The sequence below is a fragment of the Bacillus thuringiensis genome, assembly GCF_001455345.1.
GTDB classification, from domain to species: Bacteria; Bacillota; Bacilli; order Bacillales; family Bacillaceae_G; genus Bacillus_A; species Bacillus_A thuringiensis_N.
This window is the reverse complement of sequence record NZ_CP013274.1, coordinates 828,845-853,682: the sequence shown is the minus strand read 5'-3', so window position 1 is coordinate 853,682 and position 24,838 is coordinate 828,845. Positions and strand designations below refer to the sequence as shown.

Genomic DNA, 24,838 nt, shown 5'->3' with positions numbered 1-24,838 from the left:
TAAGAGAAAACATTTCTCTTATGCCTTTTATAAATTTTATAAAACTATTAGCTATTTTTAATCATAAATCTAAGACGTATTCCTAATAAAACAAGAGCAAAACCAATGAATGGTAGATAATTCATATCATGTCCTGTGGCTGGAAGACGTTGTCCATGAGATGCACCTTGTCCGTTTTCTGGTAAGGTAGGTTTTTCTATATCTATGTTTTCCATTCCTTCACCTGGCTTCTCTGTTTCCTCACCTGATGTTCCTGTCTCTTCACCTGGTTTCTCTATTTCTTCACCCGGTTTTCCTGTTTCTTCACCCGGTTTTCCTGTCTCTTCACCTGGCTTTTCTGTTTCCTCACCTGGCTTTTCTGTTTCTTCACCCGGTTTTCCTGTCTCTTCACCTGGTTTTTCTGTTTCTTCGCCTGGTTTCTCTGTTTCTTCACCTGGCTTCTCTGTTTCTTCACCTGGCTTCTCTGTTTCTTCACCTGGCTTCTCTGTTTCTTCACCCGGCTTCTCTGTTTCTTCGCCTGGATTTTCTGTTTCCTCACCTGGTTTCTCTGTTTCTTCGCCCGGTTTTTCTGTTTCTTCACCTGGTTTCTCTGTTTCTTCACCTGGCTTCTCTGTTTCTTCACCCGGCTTCTCTGTTTCTTCGCCTGGCTTCTCTGTTTCTTCACCTGGCTTCTCTGTTTCTTCACCCGGTTTCTCTGTTTCTTCACCTGGTTTCTCTGTTTCTTCACCTGGTTTCTCTGTTTCCTCACCTGGTTTCTCTGTCTCTCCACCTGGTTTTTCTGTTTCTTCACCTGGTTTCTCTGTTTCCTCACCTGGTTTCTCTGTTTCCTCACCTGGTTTCTCTGTTTCCTCACCTGGTTTCTCTGTTTCCTCACCTGGTTTCTCTGTTTCCTCACCTGGTTTCTCTGTTTCTTCACCCGGCTTCTCTGTTTCTTCACCCGGCTTCTCTGTTTCTTCACCCGGCTTCTCTGTTTCTTCACCCGGCTTCTCTGTTTCTTCGCCTGGATTTTCTGTTTCCTCACCTGGTTTCTCTGTTTCCTCACCTGGTTTCTCTGTTTCCTCACCTGGTTTCTCTGTTTCTTCACCCGGCTTCTCTGTTTCTTCACCCGGCTTCTCTGTTTCTTCACCCGGCTTCTCTGTTTCTTCACCCGGCTTCTCTGTTTCTTCACCCGGCTTCTCTGTTTCTTCACCCGGCTTCTCTGTTTCTTCACCTGGTTTTTCTGTTTCTTCACCCGGCTTCTCTGTCTCTTCGCCTGGTTTTTCTGTTTCCTCACCTGGATTTTCTGGACCTTTACTTGGTTCTTTTTCGTTCAATACTTCTCGTTTCGCTACTTCATTTGCTACAACGTTTACTTCTACTGTAACTTCTATCGCTTTGTAGCCTTCTGGCGCTTTCGTTTCTTCTAACGTATACTTACCTGGCACTAAGTTTTCGAATGTAGCAACACCATCTTTATTTGTTGTTTTTGCCCCTCCAACTATTTGACCATTTTCGTTTTTCAGTCTAAATTCCGCGCCTTCTAGCACATTTTTGCTCTCAGCATCCTTTTTGATTACCTGTAAGCTTCCCAACTCTTTTACATTTTTAACTATTACCGGTACTACTTTGTTCTCTTCCACATTAACTTCAATTTCTTCTTTTAGTAATTTATATCCTTCTGGTGCTTTCGTTTCTTTTAGTGTGTATTTACCTGGTTCTAATTTCTTAGATATTACTTTACCTGTTTTATCTGTTCGTAATGTATCTATTTGTTTCCCATCTTTATACACTTCAAATTCAGCACCTGGTAATAACTTTGTTTCATCACTTGCATCTACTTTTGCAATTTCAAATTGACCTGTTACTTTTTCAATCGATGGCTTATTCCATTTCGGCCAATTAAATTTAAAGTTATGAACCTCAAAACCATCTCTTTGGTGTAATCCACCAAGAAAGACTTGTCCGTTAATTGAACCACCCTTTGTATCTACAACTGCATTAGGCGCAAATACACTTCCTACTACACCATATCCTTTAGTTGTTATGTTTTTAGCATTTGGAAACACCCAAATTACTTTACTAGCTAACTCAGTAAAAGATGAATTAGGATCGTATGCTTGAGATGTATTAATTAAGTCTGTTGCCATCCCAGTGTTTTTTGTATCATACAAAATTGCACCACTAGCAAAATTAACTGTTTCCGCATCTGAATAAATAACAATAAAATCTTTATTGTCTACATTCGGAAGAAAAACATCTTTTACATCAAATGTTTCCTTTCCATTTTGTCCTGAAGAAACGTAAATATTAGGATTATTTACATCTTCACCAATCCCAAAGGTCATACCCGATTTTGGTTTATCAGTATGTAATTGGCCCGCATCCTCAATTACACTATCAACGTCTTTTCTAAACTCTTTAAATTTAGCATCAATCTCCGCTTGCTCTTTATAAGAGATACGGTCATACGATGATTTCATTGCACCTTCTGGATCACCATCTTTTGTCATCGCCACTGTTCCATCTTGAATAATTACTTGTCCTGCTCCCGCTTTCGTAAATTGACCACCTAGTAATAATGATGGATATCCTTCCTCTATCCATGTTGCTCCAGCTAAGTTATGCGCTCCAGTTGCAGCAGCTAAGACTGTATAACTTGATGCATTCATATTTTTTTGAATGGCCATCGCACCTTCAATATCCGCACTCGTTGCACTATGATCTCCAAAAATGATTGCATTGTAATAAGATACATCACCTAAACCTTTTAATTCTGTTGTAGCTGCCTCTGCTTTATTTGGTAAATGGATTAAAAAATTCATACATACTAGTAATACGACTATAAAACTACTACTTATTTTTTTTATTTTTTGATTAAATGATTTCCTCAAAAAATTCATTCCCCCTATTATAATTCCTAAATTTACGAAATGAAGCTCATTTCATATGTACTAAGCCTTACTCACATTAACTTAAAATAATCCATTTAAATAAACCAAAGAAACTCTACAACTCATTAATAAAATGACTACAATGCATTTTTGAAATCATACGTGAACGAAACTAACATGCGAAGTGTTTTTGCGTATGGACGCTCAATAAAATTAACATGGAGAATATTTCATGTGGTGTAACTATTTTGGCAACATCATCCACTTTACAACAGTTTGCTAAAGGATTCAAGTGAATTGTATACATTCCAGACACAATTCACCTTTATAGAGCGCTTTCAAACTTAGGATAAAACCAATAAAAAAACGTAGCCAAAAAGCTACGTTTTTCCTTTATCGTTTCGGTGTATTTTTATGATTCTTCAAAAATGGAAGCGGGAATTGCTTACGGAAATGTTCTTTAATCATATACTCTACGCCGTTCTCACTATTTGAACGTGTAATCCAGTCGGCTGCCTGTTTTAACTCTACAGGTGCATTCCCCATTGCTACCCCGAGACCTACATTTTCAATAACCTCTAAATCTTCCATGCTATCCCCAATCGCAACCATTTCGTTTAGCGAAATATTTAAATGCTCTCCAAGCAATTGTAATCCGCGTAATTTTGATACGTTTTGCGGCAAAATTTCTATTCGTTTTGAATCACATTCAACATACTCTAGATCTTGAAACGCTTTTCTTAGTGTATTGAGCCCTCGTTCTTTTTCACCTTTTGTTTGGAAAAGAACATCAATTTTTGGCGCCGCTACTGGATGATCACGAAGCGCATCACCTAATGAATCTACAAATTGAACTGGATAAAATAACGGATCTGCACTCGATAACACAGTACGTGCAATTAAGTTTGGTGTATTTCTCTCACGATTTCCGATTGAAAAACGTTCATGAGAAATTCGTACGTTACAATCAAAGTGCTCTAATACTTGCACAATGTTAAACGTCTTCTCTTCCGATAATCTTCTTTGAACATACGGCTTATCTAACGTTGCTGAAACGAAAGCACCACCATGTGTCACTAATATAGAATCTAATTTTAACGCCTTTGCTACTTTATGAGCGGACTGAAAATTACGGCTCGTAAATAATGTAACGTATACATCTTTTCTTTTCACAAATTCAATTGTTTCTCGTAATCCTTTTGCGATTTTTCCGTTGTTGTATAGTAATGTCCCATCTATGTTAAGAGCTAGTAAGCGATAAATCATGTCGCACTCCCCCTCTTCGCTGTTGTACTCTATCCATAATTTATGAAATAAATGTAGCAAATAGAACGAGTTAGAATTTCTACTGAAAATTTGGTTTACTATATACATATACACTCAGTAAAGGAGATAGTACAATGCAGGCACCTCCTTCCTTTTATGAAGGCGATACGTTAGAAGTCGCAAAGAAATTACTCGGGCAGAAACTTGTTCATATTGTAGACGGAATAAAACGAAGCGGAATCATTGTTGAAGTAGAAGCATATAAAGGCCCCGATGATAAAGCCGCACATAGTTACGGTGGTAGACGGACTGATCGCACAGAAGTCATGTTTGGCGCACCAGGACATGCTTACGTATATTTGATTTACGGTATGTACCATTGTTTTAACGTCATTACAGCACCAGTTGGTACCCCGCAAGGAGTGCTCATTCGAGCCCTTGAACCGGTAGACGGGATTGAAGAAATAAAACTAGCGCGCTACAACAAAACCGACATTACAAAGGCGCAGTATAAAAATTTAACGAACGGGCCTGGCAAACTATGCCGCGCACTCGGAATCACTTTAGAAGAACGAGGCGTCTCATTACAAAGTGATACATTACATATCGAACTCGTCCGAGAAGAAGAACACATATCCTCACAATATAAAATAATAGCCGGACCTCGAATTAACATCGACTATGCAGAAGAAGCTGTACATTATCCGTGGCGTTTTTATTATGAAGGGCATCCGTTTGTTTCAAAGAAATAAACGATATCAACGATTTTCCGAATATATCTATCGTAACTTACAATATATCAACGATTTTTCAAATATATCTACCATAACTCAAAATATATCAACGATTCGACAAGGAATATCGACTTACCGACAAATAATGACATTATAAATAAAAGAAGACTGTTCCACAATGGAACAGTCTCTCCCTTTTACTCCGCACCTTCCGCAGTTGCAATATTATCCTCTAAATTTTCTCTTGATAATTCAGCTGCCATAAAATCAGCTGTTTCTGGAAGTGCTAAATGCATATGAGCTTTTTGACAAATTTGGATTGTACAGTTTTCAACAACATAGTCGAAAACATGTCCGCCTCCGCTTCTTTCATCATCAATGTAATGTAAGTGGAATCCAGCTACACCAATACCTTGCGCATAATCTGGTGTCCAAAATCCAGCAAGCGTACCTTCTGTATGTTTAAATGAAAAGATTGGTTGTGATTTCGTCACTTCAACGAGCGGTGTATACGGTTTTTCTTGTCTTGGAACCGTTCTCGTTCTTACTTCGCGGAATGTACCATCCATTCGAATACCATAAAATAAGTTTTTACTCGGCATTAATTCATGTAATAATGCTTCGACTTCTTCACGATTCATCGGACGCTCTACTGTATAACTCATTTCTTTTTCAAAAAACGTTACAGTCGCAAATGGTGTTGTTTCTTCCGGCTCTACTTTTTCTGCTGAACCGTCTGAACGTAAATGATAAAATTCATTATCAAATGCAATCATTTCACCATCTAATTGATCAAATGTGCCGATACCGAAATCACCACGTTCTTTCAAATCTTCAAAGCTAATCACACCATCATATATACCATCTAATAGCGCAAGCATTGTAGATGTTTGATATACTTCATTACTCGTTTTCGTTTTTTTTGCATCAATATCAATTAATTGCGCAACAGTCATCTCAAATCTGCCTCCATTAGTTTAATTGGTTTGGTAATAATTTTTCGCTTAATTTAATGTTGTCACGGTAATCGATTGGAATATCAATAATGACAGGGCCGTCTGCTTCTAATGCCGTTTTCAATACATCTTCTAATTCATCAGGCGTGTTAACACGAAGACCTAACGCCCCGAAACTTTCCGCATATTTCACAAGATCAACATCGCCAAACTCTGTAGCTGATGTTCTGCCGTATTTCATCATTTGTTGGAATGCAACCATATCATATGTGCCGTCTCTCCAAACAAGATGGACGATTGGAGAATTTAAGCGTACCGCCGTTTCTAACTCCATCGCTGAGAATAAGAAACCACCGTCACCTGATACGGAAACTACTTTTTTACCTGGTTCTACTAAAGTAGCTGCGATTGCCCAAGGAAGTGCAACACCTAACGTTTGCATACCGTTACTAAATAATAATCTACGTGGTTCATAAGAACGGAAACATCTCGCCATCCAAATAGAATGGGAACCGATGTCACATGTAACGGTTGTATCGTCACTAATTAAAGAACGAAGTGTACGAATCACTTGAAGTGGATGCGTAACACCTTCTGAAGGACGATTTGGAACTTCTGCTTGTTCTGATAATTTCGCGCGTAATCGTTCTAATACTGCTTCTGATTTCGTACTTAACACAAGTTTCGGTAATTTTTCTGCGATGCTATTTACTGTTAAGGCAATATCACCAATTAATTCACGCTCTGGTTGGTAATCATGATCGATATCTGCTTGATGGTCATCAAGATGAATAATCGTTCTGTCCCCAAGTTTATTCCAGAATTTCGGATCATACTCAATTGGGTCATAACCGATAGAAATAACAAGGTCCGCTTCTTCTAGTAAAATATCACCTGGTTGGTTACGGAATAATCCAACGCGGCCGAAGAAATGATCTTCTAATTCACGTGAAATCGCACCAGCTGCTTGATATGTTTCAACGACAGGAAGTTCTGTATCCGCAATTAATTCACGAACAGCTTTCGTCACTTCATTTGTGCTTGCTCTCATACCGAGTAAAATAACCGGCAATTTCGCTGCTTTTATTTTTTCTACTACGTATGTAATATCATGTGTGGGAGCGATTCCAAGCTGTGGCTTAGAAAGCGCACCGATAGACTCTACAGTCGTTTCCGCAGTCATAACGTCTTGCGGAAGACTTACTAAAGTAGCGCCTGGATTTGTGGAAGTCGCACTTCGAAATGCATTTGATAATGCTTCTGGCACATTATCAGGATGCTCTACTTCTACGCTATATTTTGTGATTGGTTCGAATAGTGCAGCATTATCCATAGATTGGTGCGTACGTTTTAATCGATCTGTACGCGGAACTGCACCAGCTAAAGCAACAACGGGATCACTCTCCGCATTCGCAGTAACAAGACCTGTCGCTAAATTTGATGTCCCTGGTCCTGAAGTTACAAGACACACACCCGGTTTCCCTGTTAATCTACCAATCGCAGCTGCCATAAATGCTGCGTTTTGTTCATGACGACAAACAATTAACTCTGGTCCTCTTTCTTGCAGTACATCAAATACAGAGTCAATCTTCGCTCCTGGAATACCGAAAACATGTGTAACACCTTGTTTAATTAAACAATCAACAACAAGATCTGCTCCTTTTGTTTTTGTCTTCACGTCGTTTGCTTTTACACCTGTACTCAAACTAATCATTCCTTTATTTCATAATTTGTGTAATAAAGATTTTTAACTTCACCTAGTTAATTAATGTGGTGAAGTATTATTTATCATTATATTACAAATGCATTATTTTTCCAAGAATATGAATATGACATTATTTTGACAGCCACTAGAGAATACGCTTACACCCCTTTGTTTATCCTAAAATAACATTTTTATATCTCCTCGAAAAAATCTAAAAAAATTCCATATCATCACAGTATTTTAAAAATAACAGTACCTTGCAAAGAACACTACTAAATGATATATTTGTAAATAATGGAATACCCATTAATTGGAATGCATTTTATAATTCGTATCCCCTTTTCAAAAGATAAGATTCTCAGCTTTCATTCATCATTTTATAAAGGAAAGTGATTGTTATGAACAAAAACGAATTTTTGGAACAACTTAGTTCTTCCCTGCGGAATATGCCTAATGTAGAAAAGAAAGATATTATTTCAGAGTACGAAACTCATTTTATCAGTGGTAAACAAGATGGAAAATCTGAAGAGGAAATTTCTAAAAAACTAGGAAACCCTAAAACTATTGCTAAAGAACTTACTGTTTCATATACAATAAGCAATGCTGACAATAAACGAAGCTTTAAAAATATAATAACCGCACTATTTTCTGTTATGAGCTTAAGTGTTTTAAACTTTACCTTTATCATTATCGCCTTTTTCGTACTACTCTTTTTATTACCGATTCTCCTAGCACTGATCATTGCCACTCCAGTATTAATTATTTCACCTATTTTATTAATAGGATTAGGATTCTTTAAGGGATTTCATCAAATTAGTTATTCCGATGTTTATAATGTGTTCATCGCTTTTTGCGGCGGTTTACTCATATCCGTCATTTCTTATCAAATGGTCAAACATCTATATGCACTTTTAGTAAAGTATTTGAAATGGAATGTAGCTATTTTACAAAGACACTACTGAATGTAAAAGGAGATTCATATGAAGAAATATATTTTATACGCACTCATGCTACTTACAGTTTTATTTCTATCAGCTTGCTCAAACAATGCACAACCTAAGGAAGAAAAAGATGTACAATCTATTAAAGATGTTACCGTTAAAATTCCGGAAACTATATTCACTTCCTCAAAAAAGAATGAAACGATTAACGAAGATGAAATGAAACAAAATATAAAAACTTATTTAGATTATAGTGGAGAATTATACGAAAACACCGTTCCACTTTCATCAGCCATGTCTGACGAGAATGTCACTGAATCTGACCGAAAGAAATTACAGCAACTTGTAAATTTAGCAAAACAAAATGATGCGAATTTCCATGATTTTATTAATAACAATACGATCCCTGATGATTACAAACAGCCTTCGAAGGAAATTCATGCATATATTTCATCGTCTACGGCACTTTCAATAGAACTAGAGCAAGAACTAGACAAACTCGCTGAAGATGGTAACTTATTCAAGACTGATTTTTCTTTTACAAAACGCTTTGAGAAAGTTAATGGTAGGAAGCAAAAAGAAATTGAACAGTTTTTGAAGGAGAAAAATATTGAGACTGAGTATTTCAAGAAATAATGATATATACAAATAGAAATCACAAAAAAGACGCCCCTATACTAGGAGCGTCTTCTCTCATTACGCTTGTTGTTGCGCGTTATATAATTCTTCAAGTGGCTTCATGATAATTTTGTTAACGTCAGTGATAACTGTATTTAAACGTTGCTCAGTTTCCATTAACTTTGTAATTTTAGCATCTTGTTGAATGCGAACTACAACTTCTTGTGCTTGTTGGTTGTCTTCTTCAGTGATTTCTTGACCTTGCATCATTTTTTGTTGTAGGCTAAGTTGCATTGTACGGAACTCATCGAATAAGTTCTTTGAAGCTGCATCAGCTTGAACTGCTGCGTAGCTCTCTTTTAACGTTTTGAAATCATCGTTTTCAGCGATTGCTTTTTGTAATTCATATGCTACATCATGAATGTTTTTTGTCATTTTATTTTTCCTCCTTTAGAAGGCTAGCGCTTTTCTCTCGCACTGCCTTTTACGTGCATTTACATACGCACCTCTTCTTACCATATCAAACTATGCAAGAGATGTGAAGAAATTTCACTTTTATTTCTATGTACTCATCTTATTATCTAAGAAACAACAATAGCAGTCCTTGCACGAGTCCGATCATTCCGCCTAATAATGCTCCTAAATACGTAATCATTTTTAGTTCATTTTTTGTAATGGACAGAACTAAATCCTCTAGTCTCTCCGTTGAAAATGTAGACACTTCTTGCTGGACAATTTCCGCAAGGTGGAGATTATTTAATATACTCGCTACGTTTTCTGTCCCCCACTTCAAGCCTTTCGTTACTGCACTCGGGACTACCTTTTCCATGATTGTTTCTCGAACTGGCTCACATACTTGCTGCACAGATTGGTTTAAAAAATTACTCACTGTTTCCTCCACTTTAACTGCTGACAATATGGAGCTTACAATCATTTCTTTTTCTACAAACGTTTCTAATTCTTTTACATCTCTTCCTTTTAACTTCTCCCACTCTTTTTGCAGTACATCAGTTAAAAGCTGCTTTGTGCCATCTTGCCCTAAAAACTTAATGACTTCTGGCTGCACACGATCCACTACACTTACATTCCCTAAAAACATTCCGACTAAGTTAAGCAGTGTTCCCCTAGAAGCAAAGAAATCATCAATCATTTTTGAAAGACGAGCTTTCCCTTCTTCACTTTCAAAAAATTGAGTCCCTCGCTCTAAAATAAACGCCGAGATATTTGGGATCGCATTCTCTATTTTTTCATGAACAGAATGAGGTAAAGCCTGTTCCCATGTATATGTATAGTACTCCGCTAAAAATGCCTCTATTTTTTCTGTAATCACATGTTCGATTTTCTCGGTTGCCTCTTTTTCTACATGCGCTACGTTCCATTTTTCTAACATTTGTCTTAACGACTGTTCATTCGTAATTACTTTATCCACTTCTACTTGTGCCCATTGGATTAAACCTTTTTGAAACTCTTCATTTGTTAGCTTCTTTCCGATTCCTTCTGGCGTTAACAAATGCTCTACAACCATTTTCCCTAATTGAACAGCAAGCTCATCACGGCGCTTCGGAATTAATCCTGGTGTAAATGGCACTTGAAACTTACCAATATAAATAGGACGATGAGGACGAAATAACATTTTTATCGCTAAATGATTTGTGAATCCTCCGATAATTGCTCCGAGCCCTGTCGTCGTTAACATACTTAACCATATATTCATTACAATCAACCTTTCGCTTCTCCAAAACTATAGCATATCATCATACGGACAAAAGTATAATGGTATAAAAACGTATTTGCAATATATAGCTTCGCCTATTATGTCAACATTTTGTTAGTAAAGGAGTGATTTCGTTGGTTCTCGGTATTTTAACTTCTCACCCTCATTATGAGCAAATGTATTACACCGAAATCGCTAAACGCGCTCGGCTTTATCATAATGTCGTTGCCCAGTTTACGCCGTTTGGTATTGATCCTAAAACAGATCTTATTTCTGGTCTGATTTATGATACTGATACAGGAAAATGGAAAGAGCAAATATTCCCTATTCCTTCTTATATATACGATCGTTCTTCTTTTAACGAGGAAACAGACTTCGAAAAAGCAAAATCAATTATTCACTCATTACACAACCGTCCTATCACTACCTTTTTAAATAACACACTCATTGACTTAAGCAAACTACATGATGTATTTCTCACGAACAAAAAATTATCTCCTTATATACCAAAATTTGAAATAGCAACGATACAAAATATTTTCAAACTGTTATTAAAAACAAAAGATATTATTATACGTCCTACTAACGCACATTCCAATGAAAGTCTGTACCGGGTCGTTTATAAAAATAAAACGTTTCATGTTGATACAATAAATGATGCCTATCATACTTCTACTCAAATGAAACGGACTGATGAATTTATATGTTGGTACAAATCTAATATACGATCAGCACGTTACATCACCCATACAATGCTGCAACCACCAAATCAATTAACATACCCGCTTCATATTCGGACCATTTTACAAAAAAATAAAGAACAGAAGTGGAACGTTATCGGCCAATTTATACAAAAAAGCTCATTTCCGAATCAACTTTTACTGTCGGCAACAGACGATTCCTCTCTACATGCATTTTCAAAAATTAAATACGTACTATCTAGCACTGGTGTACAATTATTACAGGACGCTTTACAAGACATTATAAATGAAGTGTTTCAAACATTAGATCAATCTTATTCTTCGTTATTTGAGCTAGAGCTTTCCACTATTATGGATCAAAAAGGGGCAATTTGGCTTATGTATGTCAACACGATTCCCCCGTACGAACATTACATTCGTCATAGTGATTCATTAGCCGAAAAAATATATCACGGGCCATTAAAGTTTAGTCGCTTTACACCATAATGAAAGGGGGTAAACCCATTTTGAAAGAGCACATATATACATTAAATATTTCAGATGAGCATCCAAATAGTATTACTTTACCTTATATTTTTTCCATTACACCACCAATTACATCTCTTTCCTTCGGCGTACGCCATGTTGCAAGTGAAGATGTAAAAATTCATTATTCCTTTACTCGCGAAATCATTATCGGACAACAAATTGCAGAAAAGCTTTTACTTCCTCATTCCACTACTATCCATGCATTCACTCAAAATGAAACCATTATTTTCGGACCATTAATCGGGATTTTTACAACTGGTTTTAACGATGACTCTTCTAACCCTTTAGGAAACCGTTCAACATCCCTTGGCGAGTTACTAACGCCGCCATTCACCTTGCGACCATTTGTATTTGTTTTTGGTGTGCAACATATTGACTGGGAAGACGAAACAATTGAAGGATATTTCTTTCAAGAGCAGCAGTGGATAAAGAAAAAAGTCCCTTTGCCGAATGTCATTTATGACCGATTACCAAATCGTAAAGCCGAAAATTATAAACCAATCGTAAGAGCAAAAAGAAAATTAGAGCATGACTATGCTATTCCATGGTTTAATCCAGGATTTTTTAATAAATGGGAAGTGCATCAACTTCTTATGAAAGATGATGCAATCATGCCATTATTACCAAACACAGAAACATTTCAACACTTCGAACAAGTAGAACGATTTCTCGGTACGTATAAATCGATTTACATGAAACCGATTCACGGCAGCTTCGGTAGAAATATTCATCAACTATTTTATTCTCAGGCAGAGAATTGCTACTACTGTCGTTATCGTGAAAATGAAGAAAATAAACTAAGAAAGTACCAATCATTAGAAACGCTTCTGAACCATGTGTTAAAAGGACATGATTTAAAAAAGTTTATCGTACAACAAGGTATTCCCTTACTTCGCTTCGATGGGCAACCTGTTGATTTCCGCATTCATACAAATAAAAATCATTTCGGGCAATGGATGGTCAGTGCGATCGTCGCAAAAATTGCTGGCAAAGGTAGCTTAACAACGCATGTAAATAGCGGTGGTGATACAAAATTACTGCAAGAACTTTTTCCAGATTCAACAAAACAAGTTCAAATTGAAAATAAATTAAAACATACAGCCTTACAAATCAGTTACGCGCTCGATGAACAAGTAACCGGAAATATTGGAGAAATCGGTTTTGATATCGGTTTAGACACGCAGGAAAATCCGTGGCTCTTTGAAGCAAACTCTAAGCCTGGGCGAACTGTATTCCAAGATGAAAAGTTAAAAGAGCAAAGTGAACTGACGCGCCAATTATTTTACGAATATGCCATCTACTTAACTGAACATTCTTTGCGCGATGCAAAAGAAAAAATGGCTCAAATAAAATCAGCATCTTCCTCAAGCACCGAGCATATCCCGTCCCCTATGATTCACTCACAAATACGAAAACAAAAACTTCCACCTCATTCATAAGGTGGAAGTTTTCTATTTACACAAGTTTGACTACAACCTCTGTTTCTACGTTACATACTCCGCAATAAAAAATATGATTGCAGTATTCATTTGAATTATTATGTGCTAATCCATCTACTGCACTTAATAATTCTTGGTCCATATACGCACTATAATCGTCTATGTAATCTACAGCCTTCCCATAATCTTGGAGTATACCTTGGCAATTTTGACAAGAATATGTTTGTGATTCTAATGCGTTGCAAAGCGGGCAAATTCCCATCACGATTCCTCCATACGTTATCATTTACAAGCATCTATCTATGCATAGGAGCGGTCTTCTGTCCCATTCCTACTCAAAATAGAACTATGAAGTTGCTACCGATTTAATTGTAATAAATAAGAAGTTAATGATTTGCCCCCAAATAACGGGATACAAAAAGAAAAACATATTTCATAACGCTCTTAGTTTAGCCTTTTTTCTTAAAAATACAACGATTACTCTTATTTCATACTTTACGAAATCACTAAGATTTTTTTACAAAATTTACAAATTATTATTTTGTATATCTTTCTAGGTAACATCCATACTATGAGTACAAACTTAATTACCGATGGATTAGCGCCAACCGGGGCGATAATCTGGTTCAACTCCAGCTAGTCCAACCAAAAAAAATTTTTATAACTCTAAGGAGGATATATTCCTATGGCAAACCAAAATTCTTCAAATCAATTAGTAGTACCAGGAGCAACAGCTGCAATCGACCAAATGAAGTACGAAATCGCTCAAGAATTTGGTGTACAATTAGGAGCAGATTCTACGGCTCGTGCTAACGGTTCTGTTGGTGGCGAAATTACAAAACGTCTAGTTGCAATGGCTGAGCAAAGCCTTGGCGGATTCCACAAATAAATATATATGGCAAAAAGGTCTCAAGGCATATGCCTTGAGACCTTCCTTAATTTATTGCAACATTTGTAAAAACTTCTTCGTACGTTCTTCTTTTGGATTTGTAAATACATCTTCTGGTGTACCTTGTTCGACAACGACACCGCCATCCATGAAAATAACGCGGTTTGCAATTTGATGTGCAAAGCGCATTTCGTGCGTTACAATGACCATCGTCATGCCTTCTTTAGCAAGTTCTTTCATTACTTTCAGAACTTCTTGAACAAGTTCAGGATCAAGCGCTGACGTCGGCTCATCAAATAGTAATACTTCCGGCTCCATCGCAAGTGCACGAGCAATTCCAACGCGCTGTTGTTGTCCGCCTGATAATTGGAACGGATATAAGTCTACTTTATCCGCAAGACCAACTTTTTCAAGGAAATAGTTGGCTTTTTTCTTCGCTTCTTCTTTCCCCATCTTCTTCACTGTAACGAGCCCTTCCATTACATTTTGAAGTGCTGTTAAATGCGGAAATAGATTATGGTGCTGGAATACCATACCTGTTTGCGTACGAAGGTTAACAATATCTTTCTTCGATACTTTTTGAGAGAAGTTAAGCTCTTTATTGCCGATACGAATGTTACCTGCGTTTGGTGTTTCTAATACGTTAAGGCAACGCAAGAATGTTGTTTTACCAGACCCAGACGGCCCGATAATAACAACAACTTCGCCCTTCTCAACTGATAAATCTATATGCTTTAGTACGGTATTATCTCCGAAACTTTTTTGTAAGTGCTGAATTGAAATCATAAAAACAAAAACTCCTTTTGTAAAAGGATTATTTTAACGTGTAGCGTTCTGAACGCTTCTCTAACATCTGCTGTACGATTGATAGTAAGAAACAAATAACCCAATAAATAAGACCTGCTTCAAAATAAACAATTAAAAACTCGTAGTTCATTGCCGCAATTTCCTGCGCTTTTCGGAACATTTCCGTTACTAAAATTAACGATGCTAATGAAGTATCTTTCACTAAGCTAATAAATGTATTTGAAAGCGGCGGGATTGATACGCGCGTTGCTTGCGGTAAAATAACACGTTTTAACGCTTGCGGGTATGTCATCCCAATTGTATAAGCTGCTTCCCACTGCCCTTTCGGAATGGAAAGAATCGAAGCACGAATAATTTCAGATGCATATGCACCGACATTTAATGAAAATCCAATAACTGCTGCTGTATATGGCTCAACTTCAATATTAAGAGTTGGAAGACCATAGAAAATAATAAATAATTGTACAAGAAGTGGCGTTCCGCGAATGATAGATACATAGATACGAGCAATCCATTGTAAAATACGACTACCTGAAATACGTGCAAGCGCCGTTAACGTCGCAAGTATAATCCCGATAATAAATGTAATAAGCGTTAATGGAATTGTTGTAAAAACAGCTTCCTTCAGCATAGGCATGAAGGAAGACTGCATAATATCTATCCAAGTAGACAATCGATCTGAAACCAATGCACTACTTAGATACATTTTCACCGAACCATTTTTTCGCTATTTTGTCGTACGTACCGTCTTTTTTCATATCTTCTAACGCTTTGTTTACTTCTTGTACTAGCTTGTCGCTACCTTTACGGAATAAGAATCCACTTTGTGACGCTTCTTTTTCTGTATCTACAATTTTAATTTTTGCATCTTTCTTCGTTTCTAAATAGTTTAACACTGATAATTTATCATTAATTGTAAAATCAACACGGCCAGTGTTTAATAATTCTGCCGCTTGGCTAAAGCCTTCTACATTCGTGATTTCCGCGCCATTTTTCTTAGCGATATCTGCATAGTTACTTGTTAAAGATTGTGCTGCTTTTAATCCTTTTACATCAGCAAATGTAGCAGGTTTATCTTTATCTTTTGCAATAACCAATACCGCTGAAGAGGAAACGTATGGGCTAGAGAAATCATATTTCTTTTGACGATCTTCCCGAATACCAACTTCATTCGCAACCATATCGAAACGTTTTGCATCTAAACCAGCAAGTAAGCTATCCCATTGCGTTTCTTTAAATACAGGCTTTACTCCTAAACGTTTTGAAACTTCTTCTGCTAATTCAACATCGAATCCAGTTAATTTATTGCTTGAATCGTGGAACGTAAATGGTGGATATGTACCTTCTGTACCAATTACAAGTTCACCGCTTTGTTTAATCTTTTGTAACGCGTCTTGACTAGCTGTATCTTTTTTCTCTTCTTTACCGCAGCCCGCTACAATCCCGATTGCTAATGTAGTTACTGCAAGAACTGAAAATAATTTTTTCATGATGGTAATCCTCCAAGTATTCTGATAGGAATTTAAAAACTATATTGATTGTATGCAATCTTGAACAATTTTTCAATGAAAATGTTCTTATTTAGTTTATCCTTTTTCTTCATAATCAAACAAAAGGGGAAAATAACGCTACATACAAAAAATAAGTAACATTTTTTAATATAGCATTTATAAAGAAAAAGGTAAAACAATACTTCTTATTTAACTGTCATGATTCACTAAAAAAAGAACTTGTGAAAATCACAAGTTCTCCTCTATACATATTAAGCGCTCTGATTACCTTCCATTTGCGTTTTGTACATATCATAATAACGCCCGCGCTTTTTCATTAATTCATCATGAGAACCTTTTTCCAAGATCGTTCCTCTATCAAGTACAATAATTTGATCTGCGCTTTTAATTGTTGAAAGTCGGTGAGCAATAATAAATGTCGTTCTTCCTTTTTTCACAACTTCTAGTGCTTGTTGGATCATCGCTTCTGTCTCTGTATCAATACTAGATGTCGCTTCATCTAAAATTAAAATGGCTGGATCGAAAGCAAGTGCCCTAGCAAACGATATAAGCTGACGTTCTCCGGTTGAAAGAGTACTTCCTTTCTCCGTAATTTCTTCATTTATATTGTTCGCAAATCTTTCCGCACCAACATCACGCAATGCTTTTATGATGCGATCTTTTGAAATGTTTTCATTCTCTAAACTTACATTAGATGCAACTGTCCCGCTAAATAAAAACGGATCTTGCAGTACGATTCCCATATGTTCACGAGTTGCTTGTTTTGGCATCTCTTTTACGTCGTGACCGTCAATTGTAAGCTTTCCTTTTTCAAACTCATAAAACTGAAAGAGTACATTCATAATGGAACTTTTTCCTGATCCAGTATGACCGACAAGTGCCACTGTCTCGCCTTGTTTCGCTTCAAAAGAAATATTTTTTAACACTTCATCTTTTCCATTATAAGAAAACGACACATTATCAAACTTCACATTTCCTTGTAAGCGAGGCATACGCTCTTCTTCTACTGCTTCCCCTTTTTCCTCTAACAATTCAAAAACACGCTCTGATGCAACACGCGATTGTTCTAAATTAGCAAGCTGATTTACCATATTTGTAATCGGTGAGAACAATCGTGTTAAATAATCAACGAACGCATACAGTATCCCTAAAGAAATGACGCCTGTAGCACTTAATGAAGCGCCACCGAAATACCAAATCACACCTGTGAAAGCGATATTTCTTAATACAGACACTAAATTATGAGAAGTTGCGGCATTTAAATTCAAAATTTTATTTTGATACTTAAAATAATCGCCATTTAATTCTTCAAACTCTTTTTTCGTTTCACGCTCTTGACGGAACGCTTGAATAATCGGCATACCCTGAATGGATTCATTCACTGTTCCGTTAATATCAGATAAACGTGAGCGCATTTTATGATTATATACAGACGCATACTTTCTATAAAGGATCGCCCAAACAATTAAAATTGGGATGATGAGTAAACATAGCGTTGCCAGTTTTACATCAAGTAAAAATAGCGCGGCAAATATCCCAATAATATAGATGATACTAGAAACGAATGTCGCAAGTACCGTTACGTATAGATCACGAATGGCTTCCGTATCATTCGTTACACGCGACACGATTTTCCCTGCTGGTAAATGATCGAAATAACGAATCGGCAACGTTTGAATATGAGAAAAGACATCTTCCCTCATAATTTGAATAATTTTGTTCGCTGCCTTCTGTAAGAAGAATTGCTTTCCGTATGCAAATAATGAAACGACTACTAATAAAGCGAAATAGCCACCACCAAGTAATAATAGACGGTTTATTTCTGGTTTATAAAACGCAAACACTTCTTCTTTCGTTAATGCTTTCGCTTTATACACTTGCACCGCCTTACCATTTTGAACGGTAATCATATCACCTTTCACGGTCCGTGATCCTTCCACATTTACTTTATTCGGTACAAAATAATATTGAAAACCAACTTGCATCACACGTACTTCTTTTCCTTTTTTCTCCCCTTCTTCAAAGCGATCGCTTCGCTTATAAAAGGTACCATTATACGAAACAGCCTCTTCACTCTTTTCTGTTTCATACCAAGGTTTCTCAATTCCAACGATATGATCATCAATCATCGTTTTTGCGACGAAAGGACCAGCAAGCTCTGCGATGACGAAAATAAATAACATTAGCATCGCTGCAAAAATCGTCCCTTTCACTTTCATCGCATATTGAAACAATCGTTTTGAAACACTCATATTTTCACCCCGCTATCCGCACTTTCACTTTCACCTTGTTGTCTTTCAAACTGCTCAGCATACCAGCCTCCGCTTTTGATAAGCTGATCATGCGTACCCTCTTCTATTACTTCACCTTCATCCATAACGAGAATCCAATCCGCATGTTGTACGGCTGATAAACGGTGCGTCGTAATAATCGTCGTCTTTCCGCTTCTTTCTGTTCTTATATTTTCGATAATCGCTGCTTCCGTACGAGCATCAACAGCTGATAAAGAATCGTCCAAAATTAAAATTTCTGGATTTTGAATAACAGCTCGCGCAATTGAAATCCTTTGTTTTTGCCCTCCTGATAAAGAAACACCTTTCTCTCCAACGAGCGTTTCTAATCCTTCTGGTAAAAACTCTAAATCCTTTGTAAACGCCGCAATTTCAATCGCTTTCTCGAGTTCTTCTTCCGTCGCTTCTCGATTCCCGAATAAAATATTTTCCCTCGCTGTTTTTGAGAACAAAATATGTTCCTGCGGTACATACCCAATCCATCCAAGTACATTTTCATTCGTTATTTTATCTAACGTCACATCAGAGACTGCAATATCCCCATCTCCAAGTGGATATTGACGAAGAAGCTGACGTACAAGCGTCGTTTTTCCGCTTCCTGTTTTTCCAACAACCCCAAGCGTTTCCCCTTGTTTTAATGTAAATGAAACCTTTTTTAAATTTGTTTCAGTTGATGAAGGATATGAAAAGGTAACGTCATCAAACTGAATATAATCCGGCTCTTGTACAAGCTTTGGATTTTTCGGATCCTTTACATCTGGTTCATACGCTAACGTTTCATTCACACGGTCGAGTGACGCATTTCCTCTTTGCATAACATTGATTAATTCCCCAATTGCAAACATCGGCCAAATCATCATCCCTAAATACACGTTAAAGGAAACAAGTTCGCCAAGTGTCACCTTTGATTGAAATACAAGATATGCACCGTACACTAAACCAATTAAATAACTAAGACCAACAAGCATTTTCACAGTTGGTTGGAATAGTGCATCAATTCTAGCTACCTTCATATTTTTTTCGTAGACGTCATCTCCTAAATGATGAAATCTTTCTTGATCTGCATTTTCTTGTACGTATGCACGAATCACGCGCACACCAGCTATTGACTCTAGTACTTTATCGTTCATATCACCGAACGCATCTTGCGCAACTGTAAATCTTTCATGCAATTTCTTTCCATATATATTCATCGCATACGCCATAATCGGAAGCGGTATAAGTGCCGCAAATGTAAGCTCCCAACTAATTGTAAATCCCATCATAAAGACAATCGTAAGCATATATAAACTCGAATCCACTAGCGTTAATATACCGAAACCAGCTGTCATAGCGATTGCTTTTAAATCATTTGTCGCTCTCGCCATTAAATCACCAGTACGATTTTTTTGATAAAACGTGGGTGTCATCTTAAGTAAATGCCCCATAAATTTAGAGCGCATCGTCTTCTCCAGTACGAATGCACCGCCAAACAATTGGTGTTGCCACACAAAAGTAAGACCGTATCCAACGATCGTAACCCCTATTAAGATAAGAATAGATTGCATAATTGCTTCGTTGGATAACGTTCCTGTTTTTATGTTATCAATCGTAACCCCTAACACTTTCGGAGGAATGACTTCAACTATATTCACAATTAAAAGAGCTCCAATAGCGATACTATATCTCTTCCAATGTTCTTTAAAAAACCATTTTAACTTTAGTAATACTGATAACAATGTAACCTCTCCCTTCTCATACTCGTTTACCTCTCATTTCTTTATCCACTATCCAGACCCATCACATTTACATTTCGTAACCCATACAATCTCATCACATTTTTCCACCTTCCAAAGTTTTTTATCGGAACCATACAAGGGAAAATAAACAAAAAAAAGCATACCGCCGCTTGACGATATGCACAGAAATGCATAAAAGCGTACGTTACGATATACGCAACGTACGCTTTTTATAAGACAAAGATGCCCTATATATCCGTACGGGTTGCGTAATGATATGAATGTTTTCTGCCATTTAACAGAGCTAAGCCCATTACATTTACGATTACAATCATTACGCACACCCCCTTCATTTATTTTCCATTTATAATCTTACAACTTTATTGAGTATTCTGTCAATTATTTTTTTACACACCGAACAAAAATATACGCTACATCATTTTGAAATAAGGGAATCTTCTGTAAGAAAGGGCATACAAAATAAAAAAAGAATAAGAAATCGTTTTCACAAACATTTCATTTGAAAAATGTTATCAAACACCCTACAATCACCTTATACTCACTCTTACAAGTTGCTATTTTAGGAGGACTAATCATGACAACTAGCAATACGTACAAATTTTATTTAGACGGAGAATGGAGAGAAAGCTCTTCAGGAGAAACAATCGAAATTCCATCTCCATACTTACACGAAGTAATTGGACAAGTACAAGCAATTACTCGCGGAGAAGTAGATGAAGCAATTGCATCTGCAAAAGAAGCTCAAAAATCATGGGCGGAAGCTTCTCTACAAGATCGCGCAAAATATTTATATAAATGGGCTGATGAGCTCGTAAATATGCAAGATGAAATTGCCGATATCATTATGAAAGAAGTCGGTAAAGGATATAAAGATGCGAAGAAAGAAGTTGTTCGTACAGCTGACTTCATTCGTTACACGATCGAAGAAGCTTTACATATGCACGGAGAAAGCATGATGGGCGATAGCTTCCCTGGCGGAACGAAATCTAAACTTGCAATCATCCAACGCGCACCACTTGGTGTTGTATTAGCAATCGCACCATTTAACTACCCAGTAAACTTATCTGCTGCAAAACTTGCACCAGCATTAATTATGGGTAACGCTGTTATTTTCAAACCAGCAACTCAAGGTGCAATTAGCGGGATTAAAATGGTTGAAGCACTTCATAAAGCTGGCCTTCCAAAAGGTCTTGTAAACGTAGCGACAGGACGCGGTTCTGTAATTGGTGACTACTTAGTAGAACATGAAGGCATCAATATGGTATCGTTCACAGGTGGTACAAACACAGGTAAACATTTAGCGAAAAAAGCTGCAATGATTCCACTTGTATTAGAACTTGGTGGTAAAGACCCTGGTATCGTTCGTGAAGATGCTGACTTACAAGATGCTGCAAACCATATCGTAAGCGGTGCATTCTCTTACTCTGGTCAACGTTGTACAGCTATTAAACGTGTACTTGTACATGAAAACGTAGCGGACGAGCTTGTTGGCTTATTAAAAGAGCAAGTAGCTAAACTATCAGTTGGATCTCCAGAACAAGACAGCACAATCGTTCCATTAATCGACGATAAATCTGCTGACTTCGTTCAAGGTTTAGTTAACGATGCTGTAGAAAAAGGTGCTACAATCGTTATCGGTAACAAACGTGAGCGTAACTTAATTTACCCAACATTAATCGACCACGTAACAGAAGAAATGAAAGTTGCTTGGGAAGAGCCATTCGGCCCAATCCTTCCAATCATCCGTGTTTCTTCAGATGAACAAGCAATTGAAATTGCTAACAAATCAGAGTTCGGTCTGCAAGCAAGTGTCTTCACTAAAGACATTAACAAAGCATTTGCAATTGCTAACAAAATCGAAACTGGTTCTGTTCAAATTAACGGACGCACAGAGCGCGGCCCTGACCACTTCCCATTCATCGGTGTAAAAGGTTCAGGTATGGGCGCACAAGGTATTCGTAAGAGCCTTGAGTCTATGACACGTGAAAAAGTAACTGTATTAAACTTAGTTTAATCTTATAAAAAGAAGCTGATCTATTTTAGATCAGCTTCTTTTCTATATAGATACTTCCAAAAAACAGAGTATTTAGTTCTACTTCCAATTTGGTTTTCCAAATCGAACTAAAACATGCCATAATAATTTTAATTCCTGAAGCACTTCTTCATAAGTTCCACGATCACTCCAAGATAATGGATTGCGTTTCAAATCCACTACAGCAGAGCCAATTATATGTGCATCGATACAATTATTTCGTGCAATGCGTCTTGCCAAAGATGGCATTTTTGAACCTCTAAAATCCATCGGAACTTCATCCACCGTAAGTACAAAACCCATGTGCCAATACAAATCAATAGAATACTTCAGACAAATTTCTTCTAAAGTTCTACCTACATTCGTACCCTTAAATGAAGGATCTACAACAAGTGCTTCCACATCTTCTTTAAGAGAAATATCTCCATGAATCTGTGCTTCAATATAATGATTAAGATTACGAGCTGACTCTTTATCTGCGAAATCTATAAACGGCCTTTCCAGGTTATCCATTAAATGATGAATGAGTCTCGTTGGAGTCAAATTCCCTTCACCAATTGCAAAATCTCTTACGAATGTCTCTTCCAAAAGAGCAGCTAAAATCATATCAAACTCTTCATAAGTACCCTTTTCTTTTGGATCTTGATGCGAGTCTAAATACGTATATGTAGAGCGATAAGAAACTTTTGGAGATAAGAGAAAATAACATGATCCAAAACGCGGGGCAGGTCCATCTGGATGTAACATTACATTTAATGCCCCATATTTAGGCCGTTCATTATTCGTTACGCCTTCCAATTGATATGCGCCTCCAAATATTCTCTTTTCCCAAAGGTCACGTTCACCACCCGGATAAGCAGATACACTCCCATTAGATAGCAATGTTTCAAACTGACTTTTATATATGCCTTGCTCAAACAGTGCCTCAGCAATATTTTTCATATTCGAATCTAATCTGTCTGGATGAAAGTGTAAAGCAATCCTCGCATTTGATTTTAAATGCACGACAGCTTCTTCAAACATTTCATCAGTAATATTAGACATTTTCAATATATGGTTAATTGTTGCTTTAGCCTCACGTTTTTCGTTCTCTGCATATTTTGAAATGTACTGTAAAGCAAATAATTGAGATCTTGATAATTCCATAATCAAACCTCTCCTTTCATTAAAATGACCTTAATCCTTTCAATTAAAGGTGCATTTTTTCCTTCTTATGCAAATTGAACAAAAAGTACTTTAACAAAGCCTAGTTGTAGATGCGAGCATTTTTCATAGGTAAATTCACACATTCTACAGAAATTCGATACCCTAGCCAACTCTCAGCAATCTGTTCAAATGATGAAACAGAGCCTGTTGTAAAAAAGCGATGCTCCGAATTCAGATTGTCAGACAAAATTCCTTTGTGCTGTAAAATGGTACTTAACTCTATCGCTGTTTCTTCTGCAGAACTAATAATCGTTATATCTTCTCCTAGTTCCTTTTTTATATAGGACTCTAAAAGTGGATAATGCGTACATCCAAGAATTAACGTATCTATATCTTCTTTCGTTAATGGCAATAAAGCTTGTTTCACTTGCTGTGTTACATATGCGGTATCTTCTAATTGATTTTCTACAACTGTAGCTAAAGTCGGGCACGCATGACTATGCACTTTCAAATATGTATCAAGCTCATGCAATGCTTTTTCGTACATATTAGATTTTATCGTACCTACAGTTCCAATTACTCCGATTTCCCCTTTCTTTGTCACTTTAATTGCCGCTCTTGCTCCCGGATGTATAACGCCAATAACCGGAATAGAAAGTGCTTCTTGCAGCATAGTCAATGCAGCAGCTGCAGCAGTATTACATGCTACAACTAGAGCTTTTAACGGAAACTGTTTGAGGAACTCAACCATTTCAAATACGAAAGATTGTACCTCTTCTACACTTCTTGGCCCATACGGACAACGCTCATTATCACCAATATAATAAATGCTCTCTTTAGGCAATTGTCTTATAATTTCACTCGCAACTGTTAATCCCCCTACCCCTGAATCTAATACACCAATTACGGAATTCTTATTATATACAGACATATACTTCATCCCCTTCTCAA

Annotated in this window: 21 protein-coding genes; 7 read left to right on the top strand and 14 right to left on the bottom strand. The window is 37.0% G+C overall.

Annotated features, from left to right (window positions below; genetic code table 11):
* Nucleotides 1-47 precede the first annotated feature (47 nt).
* The gene (locus tag ATN06_RS04630) at nucleotides 48-2,870 is read right to left on the bottom strand and encodes a SpaA isopeptide-forming pilin-related protein (protein WP_060629711.1); all 2,823 of its coding nucleotides are present in this window, start codon (nucleotides 2,868-2,870) and stop codon (nucleotides 48-50) included.
* Nucleotides 2,871-3,263: 393 nt separating this feature from the next.
* Nucleotides 3,264-4,136 carry a Cof-type HAD-IIB family hydrolase gene (locus tag ATN06_RS04625; RefSeq protein WP_060629710.1) on the bottom strand — a complete coding sequence of 291 codons (873 nt, stop codon included), beginning with the start codon at nucleotides 4,134-4,136 and terminating at the stop codon, nucleotides 3,264-3,266.
* Between the two features lie 134 nt (nucleotides 4,137-4,270).
* Here ATN06_RS04625 and ATN06_RS04620 point away from each other — a divergent pair, with 134 nt between their 5' ends.
* The gene (locus ATN06_RS04620) at nucleotides 4,271-4,888 is read left to right on the top strand and encodes a DNA-3-methyladenine glycosylase (RefSeq protein WP_060629709.1); all 618 of its coding nucleotides are present in this window, start codon (nucleotides 4,271-4,273) and stop codon (nucleotides 4,886-4,888) included.
* A 179-nt stretch (nucleotides 4,889-5,067) separates the two neighbouring features.
* Here ATN06_RS04620 and alsD read toward each other — a convergent pair whose 3' ends face one another.
* Together alsD and alsS are read right to left on the bottom strand one after the other, a co-directional pair.
* The gene (gene alsD, locus ATN06_RS04615; RefSeq protein WP_060629708.1) at nucleotides 5,068-5,826 is read right to left on the bottom strand and encodes an alpha-acetolactate decarboxylase; all 759 of its coding nucleotides are present in this window, start codon (nucleotides 5,824-5,826) and stop codon (nucleotides 5,068-5,070) included.
* 16 nt (nucleotides 5,827-5,842) lie between these two features.
* Complete coding sequence (gene alsS, locus ATN06_RS04610) at nucleotides 5,843-7,531, bottom strand: acetolactate synthase AlsS (protein WP_060629707.1); 1,689 nt, start codon at nucleotides 7,529-7,531, stop codon at nucleotides 5,843-5,845.
* Nucleotides 7,532-7,929: 398 nt separating this feature from the next.
* Between alsS and ATN06_RS04605 the strand changes: the two genes are divergently transcribed.
* Together ATN06_RS04605 and ATN06_RS04600 are read left to right on the top strand one after the other, a co-directional pair.
* Entirely contained in the window at nucleotides 7,930-8,493 is a 564-nt protein-coding gene (locus ATN06_RS04605; protein ID WP_060629706.1) for a DUF1700 domain-containing protein, read from the top strand.
* An 18-nt stretch (nucleotides 8,494-8,511) separates the two neighbouring features.
* Nucleotides 8,512-9,108 carry an NDxxF motif lipoprotein gene (locus tag ATN06_RS04600; protein ID WP_060629705.1) on the top strand — a complete coding sequence of 199 codons (597 nt, stop codon included), beginning with the start codon at nucleotides 8,512-8,514 and terminating at the stop codon, nucleotides 9,106-9,108.
* 60 nt (nucleotides 9,109-9,168) lie between these two features.
* Here the strand turns inward: ATN06_RS04600 and ATN06_RS04595 are convergent, their stop codons facing one another.
* Entirely contained in the window at nucleotides 9,169-9,525 is a 357-nt protein-coding gene (locus ATN06_RS04595) for a YlbF/YmcA family competence regulator (protein WP_060629704.1), read from the bottom strand.
* Nucleotides 9,526-9,667: 142 nt separating this feature from the next.
* Nucleotides 9,668-10,804 carry a DUF445 domain-containing protein gene (locus ATN06_RS04590; RefSeq protein ID WP_140350556.1) on the bottom strand — a complete coding sequence of 379 codons (1,137 nt, stop codon included), beginning with the start codon at nucleotides 10,802-10,804 and terminating at the stop codon, nucleotides 9,668-9,670.
* A 134-nt stretch (nucleotides 10,805-10,938) separates the two neighbouring features.
* On the opposite strand from ATN06_RS04590, the gene ATN06_RS04585 reads away from it, so the two are divergent.
* Both ATN06_RS04585 and ATN06_RS04580 read left to right on the top strand, forming a co-directional pair.
* Complete coding sequence (locus ATN06_RS04585) at nucleotides 10,939-11,991, top strand: YheC/YheD family protein (RefSeq protein ID WP_060629702.1); 1,053 nt, start codon at nucleotides 10,939-10,941, stop codon at nucleotides 11,989-11,991.
* Nucleotides 11,992-12,011: 20 nt separating this feature from the next.
* On the top strand, nucleotides 12,012-13,472 hold the full coding sequence (locus ATN06_RS04580; RefSeq protein WP_060629701.1) for a YheC/YheD family endospore coat-associated protein: 1,461 nt from the start codon (nucleotides 12,012-12,014) through the stop codon (nucleotides 13,470-13,472).
* A 16-nt stretch (nucleotides 13,473-13,488) separates the two neighbouring features.
* On the opposite strand, the gene ATN06_RS04575 is transcribed toward ATN06_RS04580, so the two are convergent.
* On the bottom strand, nucleotides 13,489-13,734 hold the full coding sequence (locus ATN06_RS04575) for a hypothetical protein (protein WP_060629700.1): 246 nt from the start codon (nucleotides 13,732-13,734) through the stop codon (nucleotides 13,489-13,491).
* Between the two features lie 423 nt (nucleotides 13,735-14,157).
* On the opposite strand from ATN06_RS04575, the gene sasP reads away from it, so the two are divergent.
* On the top strand, nucleotides 14,158-14,361 hold the full coding sequence (sasP, locus tag ATN06_RS04570) for a small acid-soluble spore protein, SasP family (protein WP_000013338.1): 204 nt from the start codon (nucleotides 14,158-14,160) through the stop codon (nucleotides 14,359-14,361).
* Nucleotides 14,362-14,412: 51 nt separating this feature from the next.
* On the opposite strand, the gene ATN06_RS04565 is transcribed toward sasP, so the two are convergent.
* The 5 genes from ATN06_RS04565 to ATN06_RS04545 all read right to left on the bottom strand — a co-directional run bounded on the left by ATN06_RS04565 (nucleotide 14,413) and on the right by ATN06_RS04545 (nucleotide 20,688).
* Nucleotides 14,413-15,147 (bottom strand): amino acid ABC transporter ATP-binding protein, encoded by a 735-nt coding sequence (locus ATN06_RS04565; RefSeq protein WP_029441704.1) that lies wholly within the window; start codon nucleotides 15,145-15,147, stop codon nucleotides 14,413-14,415.
* A 28-nt stretch (nucleotides 15,148-15,175) separates the two neighbouring features.
* Nucleotides 15,176-15,874 carry an amino acid ABC transporter permease gene (locus ATN06_RS04560; protein WP_000281495.1) on the bottom strand — a complete coding sequence of 233 codons (699 nt, stop codon included), beginning with the start codon at nucleotides 15,872-15,874 and terminating at the stop codon, nucleotides 15,176-15,178.
* Entirely contained in the window at nucleotides 15,861-16,658 is a 798-nt protein-coding gene (locus tag ATN06_RS04555) for an amino acid ABC transporter substrate-binding protein (RefSeq protein ID WP_000732853.1), read from the bottom strand. Before ATN06_RS04555 ends, ATN06_RS04560 begins: the two co-directional genes overlap by 14 nt.
* Nucleotides 16,659-16,930: 272 nt before the next feature.
* Nucleotides 16,931-18,931, bottom strand: coding sequence for an ABC transporter ATP-binding protein (locus ATN06_RS04550; protein WP_060629699.1), 2,001 nt, complete (start codon nucleotides 18,929-18,931; stop codon nucleotides 16,931-16,933).
* Nucleotides 18,928-20,688, bottom strand: coding sequence for an ABC transporter ATP-binding protein (locus ATN06_RS04545; protein WP_060629698.1), 1,761 nt, complete (start codon nucleotides 20,686-20,688; stop codon nucleotides 18,928-18,930). Before ATN06_RS04545 ends, ATN06_RS04550 begins: the two co-directional genes overlap by 4 nt.
* Before the next feature lie 595 nt (nucleotides 20,689-21,283).
* On the opposite strand from ATN06_RS04545, the gene gapN reads away from it, so the two are divergent.
* A complete protein-coding gene (gapN, locus tag ATN06_RS04535; RefSeq protein ID WP_060629697.1) occupies nucleotides 21,284-22,723 on the top strand; it encodes an NADP-dependent glyceraldehyde-3-phosphate dehydrogenase in 1,440 nt (479 codons plus the stop codon).
* Between the two features lie 78 nt (nucleotides 22,724-22,801).
* Here gapN and ATN06_RS04530 read toward each other — a convergent pair whose 3' ends face one another.
* Nucleotides 22,802-23,887, bottom strand: a complete 1,086-nt coding sequence (locus ATN06_RS04530) for a DUF3626 domain-containing protein (protein WP_060629696.1) — start codon at nucleotides 23,885-23,887, stop codon at nucleotides 22,802-22,804.
* Between the two features lie 100 nt (nucleotides 23,888-23,987).
* Nucleotides 23,988-24,818: a glutamate racemase gene (gene racE / locus ATN06_RS04525; RefSeq protein WP_060629695.1), complete on the bottom strand. Its 831-nt coding sequence runs from the start codon at nucleotides 24,816-24,818 to the stop codon at nucleotides 23,988-23,990.
* Between the last annotated feature and the right edge of the window lie 20 nt (nucleotides 24,819-24,838).

What these genes read in the sequence shown, in the direction of transcription:
- ATN06_RS04625 (WP_060629710.1), bottom strand. Translation starts at nt 4,136, where the DNA reads ATGATTTATCGCTTACTAGCTCTTAACATAGATGGGACATTACTATAC.
- ATN06_RS04620 (WP_060629709.1), top strand. Translation starts at nt 4,271, where the DNA reads ATGCAGGCACCTCCTTCCTTTTATGAAGGCGATACGTTAGAAGTCGCA.
- alsD (WP_060629708.1), bottom strand. Translation starts at nt 5,826, where the DNA reads ATGACTGTTGCGCAATTAATTGATATTGATGCAAAAAAAACGAAAACG.
- ATN06_RS04605 (WP_060629706.1), top strand. Translation starts at nt 7,930, where the DNA reads ATGAACAAAAACGAATTTTTGGAACAACTTAGTTCTTCCCTGCGGAAT.
- ATN06_RS04600 (WP_060629705.1), top strand. Translation starts at nt 8,512, where the DNA reads ATGAAGAAATATATTTTATACGCACTCATGCTACTTACAGTTTTATTT.
- ATN06_RS04595 (WP_060629704.1), bottom strand. Translation starts at nt 9,525, where the DNA reads ATGACAAAAAACATTCATGATGTAGCATATGAATTACAAAAAGCAATC.
- ATN06_RS04590 (WP_140350556.1), bottom strand. Translation starts at nt 10,804, where the DNA reads ATGAATATATGGTTAAGTATGTTAACGACGACAGGGCTCGGAGCAATT.
- ATN06_RS04575 (WP_060629700.1), bottom strand. Translation starts at nt 13,734, where the DNA reads ATGGGAATTTGCCCGCTTTGCAACGCATTAGAATCACAAACATATTCT.
- sasP (WP_000013338.1), top strand. Translation starts at nt 14,158, where the DNA reads ATGGCAAACCAAAATTCTTCAAATCAATTAGTAGTACCAGGAGCAACA.
- ATN06_RS04565 (WP_029441704.1), bottom strand. Translation starts at nt 15,147, where the DNA reads ATGATTTCAATTCAGCACTTACAAAAAAGTTTCGGAGATAATACCGTA.
- ATN06_RS04560 (WP_000281495.1), bottom strand. Translation starts at nt 15,874, where the DNA reads ATGTATCTAAGTAGTGCATTGGTTTCAGATCGATTGTCTACTTGGATA.
- ATN06_RS04555 (WP_000732853.1), bottom strand. Translation starts at nt 16,658, where the DNA reads ATGAAAAAATTATTTTCAGTTCTTGCAGTAACTACATTAGCAATCGGG.
- ATN06_RS04550 (WP_060629699.1), bottom strand. Translation starts at nt 18,931, where the DNA reads ATGAGTGTTTCAAAACGATTGTTTCAATATGCGATGAAAGTGAAAGGG.
- gapN (WP_060629697.1), top strand. Translation starts at nt 21,284, where the DNA reads ATGACAACTAGCAATACGTACAAATTTTATTTAGACGGAGAATGGAGA.
- ATN06_RS04530 (WP_060629696.1), bottom strand. Translation starts at nt 23,887, where the DNA reads ATGGAATTATCAAGATCTCAATTATTTGCTTTACAGTACATTTCAAAA.
- racE (WP_060629695.1), bottom strand. Translation starts at nt 24,818, where the DNA reads ATGTCTGTATATAATAAGAATTCCGTAATTGGTGTATTAGATTCAGGG.